General features: G+C 67.2%; 15 protein-coding genes. 5 read left to right on the forward strand and 10 right to left on the reverse strand.

Annotated elements, in window-relative coordinates; all coding sequences use genetic code 11:
- Positions 1–165: 165 nt before the first annotated feature.
- Positions 166–963 (forward strand): FadR/GntR family transcriptional regulator, encoded by a 798-nt coding sequence (locus H7J86_RS27680; RefSeq protein ID WP_090363433.1) that lies wholly within the window; start codon positions 166–168, stop codon positions 961–963.
- Here H7J86_RS27680 and H7J86_RS27685 read toward each other — a convergent pair.
- The 5 genes from H7J86_RS27685 to H7J86_RS27705 all read right to left on the reverse strand — a co-directional run bounded on the left by H7J86_RS27685 (position 953) and on the right by H7J86_RS27705 (position 7,317).
- Positions 953–2,200: an amidohydrolase gene (locus H7J86_RS27685; protein ID WP_187096659.1), complete on the reverse strand. Its 1,248-nt coding sequence runs from the start codon at positions 2,198–2,200 to the stop codon at positions 953–955. The two genes, H7J86_RS27680 and H7J86_RS27685, sit on opposite strands and share 11 nt — an antisense overlap.
- A gap of 10 nt (positions 2,201–2,210) precedes the next feature.
- Entirely contained in the window at positions 2,211–3,944 is a 1,734-nt protein-coding gene (locus tag H7J86_RS27690; protein ID WP_267294868.1) for a DUF3556 domain-containing protein, read from the reverse strand.
- A gap of 82 nt (positions 3,945–4,026) precedes the next feature.
- Entirely contained in the window at positions 4,027–5,838 is a 1,812-nt protein-coding gene (locus H7J86_RS27695; RefSeq protein WP_267294870.1) for a fatty acyl-AMP ligase, read from the reverse strand.
- 182 nt (positions 5,839–6,020) lie between these two features.
- Entirely contained in the window at positions 6,021–6,545 is a 525-nt protein-coding gene (locus H7J86_RS27700) for a DoxX family protein (RefSeq protein ID WP_267294872.1), read from the reverse strand.
- Positions 6,546–6,567: 22 nt separating this feature from the next.
- A complete protein-coding gene (locus H7J86_RS27705) occupies positions 6,568–7,317 on the reverse strand; it encodes an SDR family NAD(P)-dependent oxidoreductase (protein WP_267294874.1) in 750 nt (249 codons plus the stop codon).
- A 24-nt stretch (positions 7,318–7,341) separates the two neighbouring features.
- Between H7J86_RS27705 and H7J86_RS27710 the strand changes: the two genes are divergently transcribed.
- Positions 7,342–7,959 (forward strand): TetR/AcrR family transcriptional regulator, encoded by a 618-nt coding sequence (locus H7J86_RS27710; RefSeq protein WP_267294875.1) that lies wholly within the window; start codon positions 7,342–7,344, stop codon positions 7,957–7,959.
- 26 nt (positions 7,960–7,985) lie between these two features.
- Here the strand turns inward: H7J86_RS27710 and H7J86_RS27715 are convergent, their stop codons facing one another.
- Positions 7,986–8,594, reverse strand: a complete 609-nt coding sequence (locus H7J86_RS27715) for a TetR/AcrR family transcriptional regulator (RefSeq protein ID WP_267294877.1) — start codon at positions 8,592–8,594, stop codon at positions 7,986–7,988.
- Positions 8,595–8,706: 112 nt separating this feature from the next.
- Here H7J86_RS27715 and H7J86_RS27720 point away from each other — a divergent pair, with 112 nt between their 5' ends.
- From H7J86_RS27720 to H7J86_RS27730, 3 genes are read left to right on the forward strand one after another with little or no spacing between them, the layout of a single operon-like run.
- Complete coding sequence (locus tag H7J86_RS27720; RefSeq protein ID WP_267294879.1) at positions 8,707–9,618, forward strand: phytanoyl-CoA dioxygenase family protein; 912 nt, start codon at positions 8,707–8,709, stop codon at positions 9,616–9,618.
- The gene (locus H7J86_RS27725; RefSeq protein WP_267294881.1) at positions 9,615–11,120 is read left to right on the forward strand and encodes an APC family permease; all 1,506 of its coding nucleotides are present in this window, start codon (positions 9,615–9,617) and stop codon (positions 11,118–11,120) included. Before H7J86_RS27720 ends, H7J86_RS27725 begins: the two co-directional genes overlap by 4 nt.
- The gene (locus H7J86_RS27730; protein WP_187096664.1) at positions 11,117–11,530 is read left to right on the forward strand and encodes a RidA family protein; all 414 of its coding nucleotides are present in this window, start codon (positions 11,117–11,119) and stop codon (positions 11,528–11,530) included. Before H7J86_RS27725 ends, H7J86_RS27730 begins: the two co-directional genes overlap by 4 nt.
- A gap of 48 nt (positions 11,531–11,578) precedes the next feature.
- On the opposite strand, the gene H7J86_RS27735 is transcribed toward H7J86_RS27730, so the two are convergent.
- The 4 genes from H7J86_RS27735 to H7J86_RS27750 are packed head-to-tail and all read right to left on the reverse strand — an operon-like array spanning position 11,579 to position 15,594.
- A complete protein-coding gene (locus H7J86_RS27735) occupies positions 11,579–12,844 on the reverse strand; it encodes a WS/DGAT domain-containing protein (RefSeq protein WP_267294883.1) in 1,266 nt (421 codons plus the stop codon).
- 16 nt (positions 12,845–12,860) lie between these two features.
- Complete coding sequence (locus tag H7J86_RS27740) at positions 12,861–13,493, reverse strand: Rv1363c family protein (protein ID WP_267294885.1); 633 nt, start codon at positions 13,491–13,493, stop codon at positions 12,861–12,863.
- Positions 13,490–14,155: an Rv1363c family protein gene (locus H7J86_RS27745; protein ID WP_267294887.1), complete on the reverse strand. Its 666-nt coding sequence runs from the start codon at positions 14,153–14,155 to the stop codon at positions 13,490–13,492. Before H7J86_RS27745 ends, H7J86_RS27740 begins: the two co-directional genes overlap by 4 nt.
- Positions 14,119–15,594, reverse strand: coding sequence for an MCE family protein (locus H7J86_RS27750; protein WP_187096667.1), 1,476 nt, complete (start codon positions 15,592–15,594; stop codon positions 14,119–14,121). The genes H7J86_RS27745 and H7J86_RS27750 overlap by 37 nt, the downstream gene beginning before the upstream one ends.
- Positions 15,595–15,596 lie beyond the last annotated feature (2 nt).

The raw sequence follows: 15,596 nt of genomic DNA on the forward strand, positions 1-15,596 counted from the left end.
CAAAAGTCGCATGGGGGTGGACTTAAAATGCAACCTAGATCAGAAGGTTTACTAGGTCAACCTACTGGTTGGTAGACCTGACATCGCCCACCTGCTGTAGCAGACATGGTTTACTGAGTTCACCAGCTGGCGCCAAGCCGGTTCACGTATGCGTAGGAGGCTCCGGTGGCGCAGTCCACCCCGTTATCGCCGATGATCGGCCCCAATGCCGTTCCATCGTCGAGTGGCGGCCCCATCCGCAGCCCGAAAACCGCCGAACTCGTCGCCGGCACACTACGTCGCATGGTGGTGGACGGGCAGCTCAAAGATGGTGACTTCCTGCCGAACGAGGCCGAGTTGATGGCCCATTTCGGGGTGAGTCGCCCCACCCTGCGCGAAGCGGTGCGGGTACTGGAGTCCGAACGACTCGTCGAGGTGCGCCGCGGTTCGCGCACCGGCGCCCGGGTGCGGGTGCCCGGGCCGGAGATCGTGGCCCGCCCTGCCGGGCTGCTGCTGGAGTTGTCCGGCGCGACCATCGCCGATGTGATGACCGCCCGTGCGGCCGTCGAGCCGATGGCGGTGCGTCTGCTCACCGAGGCCGGCGATACCGCGGCTTTCGACGAGTTGGAGACGATGCTCACCGACTACGTGCCGTCCGGGCGCGAAACCGGCCGGATGGCCGAGACCACCGGCGACTTCCACCGCCGCGTCGTGGAGCTGTCCGGTAATGCGACGCTGACCATCATCGCCGGCATGCTGCACGAGATCACGGTGCGCCACACCGCGTTCGCAATGAAGGAAAACCGTCCGCTGTCCAAATCGGACTACGACCTGTTGATGCGGTCCTACCGACGACTCATGACGCTGATGCGTTCCGGTGACGGTGCGGCCGCCGAGGCGCATTGGCGCAAGCACCTGGATACCGCACGCGATCTGCTGCTGAAGGGCATGGAGACCGTCAAGGTCCGCGACGTCATGGGTTAGGCGTTCCAGGGCGGGCAGCCAGCCAGGTCCGGGCGGCGACGGTCAGCGCCTCGACCCCGGCCGCCAGCGTCGGCTCCAGCACCGGCGCGAACTCCGGCGAGTGGTTCGTCGGCGGCAGCTCTCCCTTGGCGAAGGCGTCGGTGAAGGTCTGCATGGCCACGCCGCCCCAGAACCAGAACACCGTCGGCACCCCGATGGCGTTGCCGAACACCCCGACGTCCTCACTGGCCGACAGCGGCGGCAGCGGCCACACCTTGTCCGGCCCGAAATGCGCCCGCAGGGCACCCACGGTTTTCTCGGTCGCGGCCGGATCGCTGATCAGCACCGGCGCGCTGACCGTCCAGTGCACGTCCGGCTCGCGCGGGGCCGCGGCGGCCGCCGTCTCGGCCCGCACGATCCGCTCGATCGCCGCCTGGACCGCCGCCCGGCGTTCCGGTGAGTACGTCCGGATGCTGATCCCGAGTTCGGCGGTGTCGGGGATGATGTTCTCTTTGGTTCCGGCGTGCAGGCGTCCCACCGTCACCACCGCCTGCTCATGCGACGGCACCTCCCGGGCCACGATGGTCTGCAGCCGCATCACCACCGCGGCGGCCATCACCACGGGGTCAACCGTGTGCTCCGGTGACGACCCGTGTCCGCCGCGGCCGTAGAGCGTCACCTCCGCCGCATCGTTACCCGCCATGATCGCTCCGGTCCCGAAACCGATCACGCCGGCCGGCAACGGGCCGACGTGCTGACCGAGCACGACCGAAGGCTTGGGAAAACGCTCGAACAGCCCGTCGTCGAGCATGGCGCGCGCACCGCTGACGAGCTCCTCGGCCGGCTGGAACACCGCGAGCACGGTTCCGGACCACTGATCGCGGGTGGCCGCCAGCGTCTGTATCGCACCGACCAGGGCCGCGGTGTGCATATCGTGCCCGCAGGCGTGGGCCACCGGTACCTGGCCACCACTGCCGTCCGGCACGGTTTTGGTACTGGCATAAGGCAATCCGGTGTTCTCCCGGACCGGGAGCGCATCCATATCGGCACGCAGCATAACCACCGGTCCGTCGCCGTTGTGCAGCACCGCCACCACGCCGGTACCCCCGACACCCGCGGTGATCTCCGCTCCGACACCGGTGAGCGCGGTGACCACCCGCTGCGCGGTGGCATGTTCCTGACCCGACAGTTCGGGGTCGCGGTGCAACTCGCGATACAGGTCGGCCAGCTCGCCGAGCAGTGGGGTGTCGATCGCCATACCGACAGTTCTATCTGTTCGCCGGGGGCGCCACGCCGTAGACGGGCACATCGTCGTCCCACGGTTGGCGGACCACCATGTCGGCGACCTTCACGTAGCCGGACTCGAATTCCCCGGTGGCGGCGTCGACGAGGCGGTAGCGCTGCGTCTGGTGGTGGATGGGCTGTGCGTCGAGCATGACGATGCGCACCTCGCCGGGCTCGAAGTGGCAGCGCGCCTGGAGCGCGGCCACCAGTTGTTCGTTGCTCATGTGGCCGTCGCCGAAATTCCAACCGATGGCGGTGCTCACGATGCGCTCGCCGTCGGTCAGCGTGTAGTCGTCCTCGTTGTGACCGGCCATCGCGCGGTGCGCCAGGGTGAACAACGCACGGCCGTGTGTGTTGAACGAGCGGAACGCGTATCCCATGTAGAGCGGGATCTGGGCGGCCTCCTTGCTGCCGTAGAACTTCTCCAGCTGGGCGGCGGGCATGCTGGCGATGGCGACGACGCCCTTGGCGATCTTCTCGTCGGCCGACGGTTTGATGCACCACAGCGAGGTGTCCCAGTTGCCGGCGTAGTAGCGCATACCGGGCAGGAACGACACCTTGCGCGGAAACATGTTGCCCACGGCCACGGTGCCGGCAACCACCACGAAAAGCACGATGGGCCATGGACTTTGCAGGTCACCGAGCCCGACGCCGGCGTGCCCGACGAACAGCGTGAGCACCGAGAACATCATGAAGACGTTCCACTCCAGTGGCACACCCATCGGGATCGAGCTCAGGATGCCGAAGTGGAAGCACAGCATGACGAATGCGGCGATGTAGGTGGGCCAACCGCCGTGCGAGAAGAACAGCACCAGCGGCACCAGGCCTTCGATGGCGGTGGAGAAATGCGCAAGGAACCGGGACGGGCGGCCCGGACGCAGATCGTCGGGGAAGCGTTCGAAGAACATCCGTTTGATCCAGCGCGGCCGGAACACCGGGTTGTTGCTCATCATCGTGGAGATGACGAACGGGAAGTGCTTGTTGAGTTTTGAGGTCGCCGCACCCAGCCAGATGACCAGGCAGACCAGTTTGGCGGCGATGACGATATCGGCGCCCGCGAACAGAAAGCACACCGCCAGCGAGCCGTACACCTCACCGCGGGCGGCCAGGAAGATCACCTTGTCGCGCAGGCCGGCCAACGCGAGCAGGCCGACGACGGTCGCGGTCTGCCAGACCGGTAGCACCCCGACGGTCGAGCCGAGCGCGGGGATCGGCCCGGTGCCGTCGCTGAAGATCGCGATGAGCAGCACCACCAGCAGTGCCCCGTAGAGAACGACGTCGACGGGGGTGCGGGTGTCACCGGCGGTCAGCGGGACCCGTCCGGGCCACGGCGGCAGCCGAATCGTCTTGGGCCGCAGCCAGTACAGCACCGAACCCATGGGCGGGAAGAAGCGGTTGTTGAGCGGCCCGAAGCCACAGCCCAGACCGACCACCTCGAACAGCATCGTGTAGAAGACGACCTTCTGATACACGATGGGCTCGGTGTACCAGTGCGCGACATCGGTGAATCCGCTGATCCCGGTGGTGGTCAAGACCACCAGCCAGCCGCCCAGGATGTAGAGCAGGATCTTGACGACGTAGAACAGGTGCAGGGCCACCGGGGTGCCGAAACCGACCTCGGCCCAGTGCCGGGCCATCGGGATGATCTTCTCCGAGCGGGTGCCCTTACTCCAGGTCTCGAAGTCGATCTGCGGCGTTTCCTGTTTCAAAAAGCCCATGCCAGACAGACTAGAACGTGTTCTAAATCGAGGGAATCAGTTCGCCCAGAACGGCGAAGCACAGGTCAGGCGCGCAAACCGGCTATCCCTGAGACTCGCGCTTCCCGAAGGCACCGGCCAGATATTCGGCGCGTGCGGCCTGCCGGGCCAGCTTCCCGCTGGTGGTCCGTGGCACCGCACCCGCGCTCACCAACCGGATGTCGGCGACCGCCAGGCCGTGACCGCGGGACACCGCCGCGCGGATATCCGCGGTCACCGTTTCCGGGTCGGCACGCCCGTGGCCGGGAGCTCGCTCGGCCACGATGACGAGGCCTTCGCTGGTGCCGCGGGGTATGGAGAACGCCACCACGAATCCGGCGCGCACGGCCGGCGTCGCCTCGGCCACCGTGTGTTCGATGTCCTGCGGGTAGTGGTTGCGGCCGTCGACGATGAGCACGTCCTTGACGCGTCCGGTGATGAACAGTTCACCGTCGAGATAGACGCCGAGATCACCGGTGCGCAGCCACAGCGCATCGGGCTGAGCGCCCTCGGCGTGACTGCCTTCGGGCAGCGCGGATTCCAGCTTGTTGCGGAACGTCGCGTCGGTTTCCTGGGGCCTGCGCCAGTAGGCGGCACCCATGTTGTCGCCGTGCAGCCAGACCTCGCCGACCTCGCCGTCGGGCAGTTCGGCACCGGTCGCCGCATCGACGATCGCGGCCCACTGACTCGGGGCGACATGCCCACAGGAGACGTGCGTGGTGGCCGTCGGCGAGGTGGGCGTCGTCTTCACCGCGTGGCCGAATCCGAGTTCGTAGCGATCGAGGTAGATCACCCGCGGTGCGGCATCCGGGTCGGTGGTGGAGACGAACAGGGTGGCCTCGGCCAGGCCGTACGACGGTTTGACGGCAGTCGGCGACAGACCGTAGGGGGCGAACGCCTCGTTGAAGCGCGCGATGGAGTCGGCGCTGACCGGCTCGGAACCGTTGATCAGTCCGGCGACATTGCTGAGGTCGAGCGACTCGCCGTCCGGGGGCAGACCGCGGGTCGCCGCGAGATCGAACGCGAAATTCGGGGCCGCGGCGAAGGTGCGCCCGGATTCGGTATCGGAGCCGAGCTCTTTGATCCACCGGTAGGGCCTGCGCACGAAGGCGGCCGGTGACATCAACGTGATGTGCCCGCCGCACAGCGCCGGGAACATGATCATGAGCAGGCCCATGTCGTGGAACAGCGGCAGCCAGCTGACGCTGCGGATATCGAAGTCCAGTCCGACCGACAGCACCATCTGCAGCACGTTCGTGCACACCGACCGGTGGGTGATCTCGACGCCCGCCGGCTTACGGGTGGACCCCGAGGTGTACTGCAGGTAGGCGATGTCGTCCATCCCGATCGGCACCGGCCGGATCTCGGTGGCCAGAGTTTCGGGGACCTCGTCGACAGCCATCATGCGGGGCCGCAACCGGACGGCCCGGCGGCGAAGACAATCCCGGACGATCTCGGCGGCGCTGGAGGTTGTCAGCACGACGGTGGGTTGTGCATCACCGATGACGTTGTCGAGACGTTCGGCCTGCCCGGCCATCTCGGGCGCGAAGAGCGGCACCGCGATGCAGCCGGCCTTGATCGCGGCGAAGAAGGCCACCACGTAATCCACACCCTGGGGCGCCAGGATGGCCACCCGGTCGCCGGGCTCGGTGATCTGCTGTAACCGCGCACCCACAGCCGACACGCGTGACCGCATCTGCTGCCACGACAGGTCGATCCGCCGGACGCTTCGGTCTGGACCGTAGTCCAGGTACCGATACGCGACCGCGGGCGAGGCAGCCTCGAAGTTGCGGTCGAGATACGTACATATCGTCGTATCCCTCGGCAGCTCGATCTGGCCACTCTCGCTGAGGTAGTCCTCAACCTTCAGTGCCACGTCAGCCCGCTCTTCGTATCATTTCCGCCGATACCTTCGGGAGTCTAGAGAGCGCCGGCCCGGATCTGAGGTTGCGACACTGCCCCCCGGGCAGTTCCCTCGATCCGCGCTGGGTGTGCTCTCAGTCACTCCCGTGCACACCGTAGCGAATACCACAAAAGCGCGGAGCTAACCCCTCACACTCATCCGGTCTTGGCGGGCGGACGGAAGAAAATGACCAACTGGCCGACGCCGCCGGCCAGGCCGAGCACCACGGCGATCGCCAGGCCGCACCAGCCGTGCAGATAGGCGTAGAGGTCCGTGCGGGAGAACAGCAGGTGGTCCAGGCTGTAGCGACCCGCACCGGTACCCGCGATGGCGACGGCCGACACCGCCAGGACGAGGTTGTACTCCCAGCCCTCCTTGACGATGAAGAAGCCGTTGTGCCGGTGCACCGTCCATGCGGCCACGAGCATCAGGGCGACGAAACCGGCGGCCGGCACGGGCGTGAGCAGCCCGAGGGCCAGCCCGACGCCCGCGGCGATCTCGGTGGTCGCTGCCACCCGGGCGTGGAACAGGCCGGGCTTCATCCCGATGCTGTCGAACCAGCCCGCGGTGCCCGGGATGCGCCCGCCGCCGAAGAACTTGTTGTAGCCGTGGGCGGCCATCGTCAGACCGAGCACCACACGCAGGACCAGGATCGCAGTGTCGAAAGCGGGAGAAGCCACGTAACAGAATCTAGGCCATCTGTTACACGGCCGCCCAGCCCCCGTCCACACTGAGCACCGCGCCGTGGATGTTCGCAGCGTCGTCACCGGCCAGGAAGAGCACCGCCGCGGCGACTTCCTCCGGGGTGCTCATCCGGCGGGACGGAATACGCGCCAGCACCGGACCGACGTGATCGGCAGCCTCCAGCGCGCGGTCGGTGGCGATCGGGCCGGGCGCGACGGCGTTGATCCGCACCCCGGCCGGCCCGTACTCGGCGGCCCAGGATTTGGTCAACGAGTGCACGGCAGCCTTCGTCGAGCTGTAGAGCGCCGACTTGTCCCCGCCGATCAGGCCGGTGATGGAACCGATGTTCACCACCGCTCCCCCGCCGCGCCGCGCCATCTCCGGCGCGAGCGCGGCGGTCAGCAGGAACGGCGCGATGACGTTGGTCCGATAGGACGCCAGCAACGCCTCCTCGGACACCTCCGCGGTGGGCAGGGGCAACGACCAGACGCCGGCGTTGTTCACCAGGATGTCGACCGGTCCGGCCGCCTCCGCGAGGCGGCGCACCTCCGCCTCCCCCGCGCCGAGATCGGCGGCGACGAAGTCGGCGCACCCGCCGCGGGCCCGGATATCGGCGACGACGGCGTCGCCCCTGGCCTTGTCGCGGCCACTGACGATGACGATCGCACCCTCCGCCGCCAGTGCCTTGGCGATGGCGACGCCGAGGCCGCCGGTGGACCCCGTGACCAATGCTCTGCGGTCGGAGAACCGCGTATTGTTTGGACTCATGAGTCCACAAGTAGTCCGATGAAAATGGACCCGCAAGTCCAAAATCTGACGGCCACCCTGACCCCGAAAGGCGCCGCCACCCGAGACCGGATCGTGGCGGGTGCGGCCGCCGAGATCCGGGACCGCGGCGTGACACTGACCACCCTGGACGACATCCGAGCCCGCACCAACACCTCAAAGAGCCAGCTGTTCCATTACTTTCCGGGCGGCAAGGAACAGCTGCTCCTCGCGGTGGCCCAGCACGAAGCCCAGCAGGTGCTCGCCGACCAACAACCGCACCTGGGTGCACTCAACTCGTGGGCGGCATGGCAACGCTGGCGGGATGCGGTGGTCGACCGCTACCGCCGGCAGGGGCAGAGCTGCCCGCTGAGCATGCTGATGTCCGAGATCGGCCGCACCACCCCGGGGGCCCAGGCCGTCACGACCACACTGATGCGACAGTGGCATGACGAGATCGCCGACGGCATCCGGAACATGCAGGCGCAGGCCAAGATCTCCACGCGGGTCGACGCGGGCACGAGTTCCGCGGCACTGCTGGCCGGCATCCAGGGCGGGGTCGGCATCCTGTTGGCCACCGGCGACCTGTCCTATCTTGAGCACGCGCTCGACGTCGCGATCGAGGCGTTGCGCACGGCGCAGTAGCCGCACCGGAGATCTGCGGGCGCGACCTATCCGATCCGGGTGCGCAGATATTCGGTCATCGCCACGATCGATTCGGCGATCAACTGCGCGTTGCCGTCGGGCTCGTGCCGGAACGCGAAGCGCAGCAGGTAGTCCAGGATCTCGATGGCCACCGCGCAGTGCACCACCTCCAGGCGCGTGGTGCGTTCGGGTTCGATACGCCGCAGCGTCTCCCAGAGTTTGGTGGCGATGTACAGGTTGGCCCGCTCGTCCGCGGCGACGGCCACGGGCGACAGATGCCCGTTGAGCCAGAGTTCGCGCACGGCAGGATTGCGGTAGTAGCCGCTGTAGGTCGAGATCGCCCGGGCCGTCACCTCTTCCCAGCTGCCGTAGTCCTCCGCGGCGAAATCGTCCGCCATCGCAGTGGACCGCTCCATATAGTCGAGCGCCAAAGTCTCCATCGCCATGTCGGGACTGGTGAAGTAGGCGTAGAACGCGCCCTTGCTGACACCGGACTTCTCCACCAGCAGCGCCGGCGATTCCACGGCGCGCTCGTATCCGACTGTGACGAGCAGGCTTTCGGCAGCGTCGAGGATGCGCTGCACCGTCTCCCGACTGCGCCGCTGAGCGGGCAACCTGCGCATCGTTTCGGCCATGAATGTGACTCTAGTCGGATTTACCGTCTCGTTACGCCGCGAAGCACTCCTGAAACAGACTCCAGTTCAGACTGGAGTCTGAAATTACTACCTCGTCCTTGGGAGTCACGACGTGCCAGAGCTCAACCACCTTCCCGCCACCGCCAGCCCCGAGCAGATCACCCGAGCCCTCCGGGAAGACGGCTATGTGATCATCGACAACCTGGTACCCGGGTCCCACATGGACCTGGTCGCCGATCAACTCACCCCCTACATCGAGGGCACGGACTACGGCGCGGACGACTTCCTCGGCGTCAAGACCCGGCGCACCGGTTCACTCATCGCACGTTCGACCGCCGCGCGCGAACTGGTCGCCCACCCCACCATCCTGTCGGTGGCCGGCGACTACCTCAGTCATGCGTCGAAGTTCCAGCTGCACCTGACCCAGGTCATCTCCATCGGCCCGGGATCACCCGCACAAGCCTTGCATCGCGACGAACTGGCGTGGGATTTCTTCCCGTTTCCCGCCGACTACCAGGTCCAGTGCAACACGTTGTGGGCGATGAGCGACTACACCGCCGAGATGGGAGCCACCCGGGTGGTCCCGGGCAGCCATCTCCTCGGACCGAATGAGAAGTTCTCCCAGGAGGATTCACTCCCGGCCGAGATGGAGCGCGGCTCGGTGCTGCTCTACAACGGGAAGATCTACCACGGCGGCGGAGCCAACACCACCACCGACAAGGTGCGGCAGGCGATCAACATCACCTACGCCGTCGGATGGGTGCGCCAGGAGGAGAACCAGTACCTGTCCACGCCGCCGGAGATCGCCCAGACCCTCGACGACGATCTTCTCAAGCTCATGGGATATCAGTTGGGCTGCTTCGCCATCGGCTACGTCGGCGATGTCGCCGATCCGCTGTCCGTCCTGCGCGACAACGTCACCGGCTACCTGTCGGTCGACGATATGCGATCCGCCGCCGACCGCCAGGACTCGGCGAACACGTTGATGAACGCCATCTCCGACACCTCGGGCGCACGGGTATGACCACCGACGACACCGACGGACTCGCCCGCAACAGCGTCACCCTGGGTGAAGCGACATTCGTCTCCATCGCGACCATGGCACCCGGCGTGGGTGCGGCGTTCGCCGTCATCGCCGGTGCCGGATTCGCCGGTGGGGCGCTGCCTGCCTCCGTCGTATTCGCCTTGCTGGGATGCCTTTTCGTCGCCATCTCGATCGGCCAGCTGGCCAAACGGGTGACCTCGGCCGCCGGGATGTCCTCCTACCTGGCCGCGGCATTCCACGGCGGTGCCGGATTCCTCACGGGCTGGGGCACCTTGCTCGTCTACGCCGCGGCGTTGCCCTACCTCGCCCTGCTGGTCGGCAACATGGTGGGCACCTCGTTCACCGGTGCGATGGGTCTGGGCTACACCGCCTGGTGGATCATCGGAGCGCTGACGTGTATCGGTCTGGCCTTGGTGATGAACTATCTCGGCGCGCAGTTCGGCACCCGGGTGGGAATGATGCTCGGCGCCGCCGAAATCATTGTCATGCTGGTGATCTCGGTGTGGATGATCGTCGCCGCCGGCGACCGCAATACGCTCTCGGTGTTCTGGACCACCCACGCCGACGTGGACGGCTTCGGCGGAATCAGCGGCATCATCGCCGGCGCCGTCTATGCCTTCCTGGCGTTCATCGGATTTGATGCCGCCGCTCCCCTGGGCGAGGAAGCCCGCGATCCGCGCCGCACCATCAAGTGGGCGGTCATCGGTTCGGTGGTCCTGGTCGGCATCTTCTTCGTGATCACCACGTACGCCTCCGCCGTGTACTTCGGGCCCGACCGCTACGCGGGATTCCTCGCCTATGGCGACGGCGACCCGTGGATGGAGATCACTCGCACCTTCTGGGGAGCGGGCTGGGTGATTCTGCTGATCACACTGCTCAGTTCCGGTCTGGCCTCCGCCAACGGGGCCGCCATGGCGGCCACCCGCACAGCGTGGGCCCTCGGACGAGCCGGCAGCCTGCCCCACTTCCTCAAGAAGACCCATCGCCGGTTCAAGTCACCGATCGCGGCCATCGCCGTGGTGTTCACCTTCGCCGTCGTGGTCACCCTCGGTGTCGGGTTGGTGTTCGGCCCGGTCTCGGGCTTCATGTTCACCGGCACGGTCCTGACGGTCGGCGTGCTCCCGATCTATATGGCCGTCTGTATTGCCTGTCCGGTGTACTACCTTCGCTTCCATCGTTCGGAGTTCCGGGTGCTGACCCACCTGGTGATCCCGGTGCTGGGCCTGCTGTTCCTGTTCCCGACGTTCTGTGCGGGTGCGGGGATCACCGCGTTCAGTTTCGTTGCCGCGCTGTCCTATCCCATGAGCATGGCGGGGTATTGCGTGGCAGCCTGGTGGGCGGTGGGACTGGCCATCCTCGGCTACCTCGCCATTCGCTTCCCCGAACGCCTGGACCCCAACCTGATCATCAGCGACCCCGGCCGCGAACCGGCCCCCGAGACAGATCCCGATCCGCAGACCCGAGAGGCAGTGCCCGCATGACCGATCTGATCACCCGATCCGTCCCCGATATCGATTACCTCAGCCCGAAACTCTTCGACGATCTGGGCATCGTGCAGAGCATCGTCGCCAACGACACCGTGTACGTATCGGGTATCGCGCCGCTGACCGATGCCTCCGGCGAGCTGGACGTGGCGGGTACGACTCTCGCCGAACAACTGGTGTATGTGCTCGGTGTGCTGGAGCGGTCGCTGGCCGCCGTCGGGGTGGGCCGAGAAGGCTTGGTGGCGTGGACCATCTACACCACCGACGTCCCGGCCCTGGCCGAATGTACGCCCATCCTCAAGGACTGGGTCGGTGCGCACCCGCCGACGAGCACCTGGATCGGCTGCTCGGGCTTCATCCACCCGCAGCAGCTGCTGGAACTCACCGCCACCGCCGTCGTCTCCTAGCGATTTGTGCACGTTTACCGGTGCTCGCCGCCGGTAAACGTGCACAAATCACGCGAAAGTGGACTCCAAGCGGTGCAGGTAGGTGTCGATGTCGCCGATCGCCGACTCGGCCGCGAACACACTGATCGCGATGGTGTCGCCGACCCCGGTCACGCAATGGGTCAGGCCCACCATCGGCGACAGACCCGGAAACGCCGCAGCCACCCGGACCGGCGATCCACCGAATCCGAAATCCGCCGCACCGCAGTTCACGCTGGACATCACGGTGTTCCCGGTGACCGCCGCCGACCGGACGGCCGGGTCGAATTTCCCTATCCCCCAACGCAACAACGGCGCCGGCGTGGCGGCGAAGGCGCGGTCGGCGGCGCCCATCGCCGGGTGCGCGGCCCGGGCGCGGCGCGCCTTCAGCTCACCCGCGATGGCCGCGCGACGCTCCGCAGTCGCCAACTCCGGAAACAGCCCCACCCCGACCGTGCCGAAGTGGTTGTAGGCCTGGCGCGCACCGGCTTTGGTCATCGTCACCTCCGCACCCAGAGTGGATACGTCCTCCCCCAGCTCACCCAACTGTGCGGCCAAAGCCTCGGCGATCCCGGCCAGCGCCACCACGGTGACCGTGCCACCGGAGAATGACGACCGCGGCCGCACCAGGGTCCGCATGGCACGCGCCCCCGCCGGCGGTGCGTTCGTGCGAAGCGGCGGCCGCGGCGGGGCGGCCGCCGGCACCGACCCGGATTCGGTGTCGTGCACCAACTCTCGGTACGCTCGGGCGGCCTGCACGCTGCGCCAGGGCAAGGACAACGGGGCGATGCGCGGCGGGATCACCGGTGGCACATCGCCCACCCGGCCGAACATCAGCGCCGCCGGCGCGCAGGTACGTCCGCCGCCGCCGAGGGCGTGGGTGATCTGCAGCGCCACGACGGTGCCCGGGCCTGCGGTACCGGGGATCCCGTCGATTCCGGTGAACAGGTGCAACCGCCACGGTGTCACCCGGGGATCGAGCTGATCGTCGACCACCGCGCTCACCGCCGCCAGGCAGCCGGCCCAGGTGCGCTCGCCGGGCGCATGCACCGTGAACCGGGAGCGGTCGGCGGGGCACGGCACCCAACTCGGGTAACGCCACCGCGAGGAGTCCTCGATGCGCTGTGACAGGTCGGGGCTGGTGCGGGCCCGCGCAATCAGGTCATCGAGCGCCCGGTCCAGATCGGCCGGCACACCGTCGAACCCGAACACCAGGAAGGTGTCGTTGGGAATCTTCGCCGACATCCAGAACATCTGAGCGTCGGCGGGGGCCAGCCGCTGTGCCGCGACGCTCATCGCCCCGAGGACATCACTACACCGGGTCGAACTTGGCGATCAGCCAGCGGTCGCCGTGCTTCTCCAGCGTCACCCGGACACTGGAGGCCGTGTCGGTGGGCGCGTCGGCCCCGACCACCACGGTCTGGTTGACGAACACCAGAACCACGGCGTGGTTGGGATCGGCGGACACCGATGCCGCCGCGGGAACCGTCGCCACCGCAGAGATCTGCTTCTGCTTGGCACCCGGGATGACGACATCATGGGTCAGCGAGGTGTAGGACTCCTGGAAGTCGCCGGTGAGCAGATCGCGCGCGGCACCCAGCTGCTGTTCGACGGTGTCGGGCTTGTACGACAGCAGTGCGACCGTGCTGTCCTTGGCCACCTGGACCGATTCGGCGCGGGCCTTGTCGGCGTCGCGCACCGAGTTGTCCTGCCACTTGAAAAAGCCCGCCGTCAGCGCCAGCACCAGGGCCAGCCCCGGCAGCACACCGAAGGCCACCACGCGCTTCCAGTCCAGGGATCGTGCCGGCTGCGGCACGGCCGGAGCTTCGGGGGTGTCCTCGACGGTGTCTTCGACCTCCGGAGCCGTATCGGTTGCGGTCTCCTCGACCGCCGACGATTCGGTCAACTCGGCCTTCTCGGGGCCGTCGTGCTTCGGTTCGGTCACGGCACAAACTCCACGTTGGCCACCTTCACGTCGTCACCCATCTTCTGCACGGTGATTCGCATCCGCCACAACCGTGGTTGCTGCTCGGCTGCCCCCGCATTGGAGGTCTTCACCGCCACCGCCACCAGCACCTCGGCCTCGGTACCGGTATCGGATTCCAGGCCGGCCTCGGTCACGGTGCCGACCGACTTGGACTTGGCCTGCTTGACCACCTCCACGAAGGGGCCGGCGCGCTTCTGGAAGTCGTCGTAGAAGGTTCCGGTGGCCGAGTCCAGGATGCGTTGCACATCGGCATCGGCATGTTCGAAGTCGATCGTCGTGAGGTTCAGCGCGCCCTGGCGGCCCACCTGCAAGAAGACCTTGCGCTGATCATCCACCTGCTTGGACTGATAGGCACGGAAGCCCAGCCAGCCGGTGAGCCCGCCGAGCGCCAGCACGAGAACCAGACCCGCGATGAGCGCCAGCGTCACGTGCGAACGCTCCGACCCGACCGGCGCCGCAGGGCTCTCGCCGACTTCGGCGGCCTCAGCCGCGTCGATGTCCTCGGCGGTGTCGATGGGCTCGGCGGTGTCAATGGGCTCGGCCTCGGTCGCCGTGGTGTCTTCTGCCTTCGTCGCGGACTCGCTTACCGCCCCTTCGGGGGTAGCAGCATCGTCTGCCATGTTTGCTCCTCGGTCGCGCTCTGGGCCAGATTCGACTGGGTATACACCTGCCCGTCGGGTCCAACGTACGTGCCGGTGCTGGGATCGTATTCGGCGGCCGCGATGGGCGGTGGTGGCGGGGCTCCGGAAGGCACGGGCGGCGCAGCCTGTGCGGGAGGCGTTCCCGGCGGCAATTGCGGGATGGCCTGCCCCGACAATGTCGCGTTGGGGTCGCCCTTCCAGTTGTAGCCGTCGTTGAGCGGAATGTAGTTCTCCGTGCTCTCGCACATCTTCACCGTCGGCGCGCGTTTTCCGGGCACGGTTTCGCACGGCAGGTTACGGGCGCCGCGCACGTTGCCCGCCGCGTCCTGCGGGATACGGCAGTACAGATCGCCGGTCGGTCGATCGGGATAGTCGACGTCAGCGGCCACCCGCTGCTGTTGCGCCGGAAGGAATCCGGTGGTGCATGGCGGCGGCAGGTTCAGGTTCAGGTTCAGGTCCAGATAGGCACCCTTGAAGCTCTGTTTGGTGTTGCGGTTCGCGGCGCCGATGGCCTGTGAGGTCGCCGTGCCCTGCGGCAGCAGCACCAGCAGCTGCTCCAGCGCCGGCTGGTAGGTGATAGCCACCTGATTGATGTTGACCAGGCTGGCCAGCACCACCGGGAGGGTGGGCTGCAAGCGGTCGAACAGCGCCCGGACCTCCTCGGCGGCGCCCGGACCCTGGGTCAGCACGCCCCGTACGGCCTGGTCCTGGGATTGCAGCTGGCCGGTGATGGTCGCCAGGTGCGACGCCCACGCCCGGATGGAGCCGGAGGTGTCGGTCTGCGTGTCGAGCACCGGCTTCGACTGGTCGATCAGCGTGGTGATCGGGTCGAGGTTCGCACGCGCGTCGATGGCCAGCGCGGTGGAGCCCTTGACCAGACGGGACAGGTCCGGCCCGAGACCGCCGACAGCCTGGTAGGCCTCATCCACTGCGGTCTGCAGGTTCTCCCGCGGGATGGCGTCCAGACCTCGATTGGTCGCGTCGAGCAGGCTGTTCACATCCGGCGGCACGGTGGTCCGGTCGGATGCGATGACGTCACCGTTGCGCAGGTACGGTCCGCCGTCGGCGCGCGGCAACAGTTCGACGAACAGTTCGCCGATCGCGGTCTGGCTGTGCACCTGGGCTTCGAGGTCCGAGGGGATCTTCACATCGTCGGTGAGCGACAGAATGGCGCTCACCCCGCCGTGCTCGTCGAGATGGACGCTCTCCACCCGGCCCACCTGGGTGCCGCGATAGGTGACGTTGCTGCGCGGGTACAGCCCACCGGTTTCGGGCAGCTGCAGCGTCACCTTGTAGTGCCCGGCACCCCACAGCAGATTCGGCAGCTTCATGTAGCCGAACACCATGATGCCGATCGCGACGGCCGCGATGAACGTGAACACCGCGAACTGCAGCAATATGCGTCTCGTCAACACCATGA

The sequence above is a fragment of the Mycobacterium hackensackense genome (assembly GCF_025822555.1).
Classification (GTDB): domain Bacteria; phylum Actinomycetota; class Actinomycetes; order Mycobacteriales; family Mycobacteriaceae; genus Mycobacterium; species Mycobacterium fluoranthenivorans.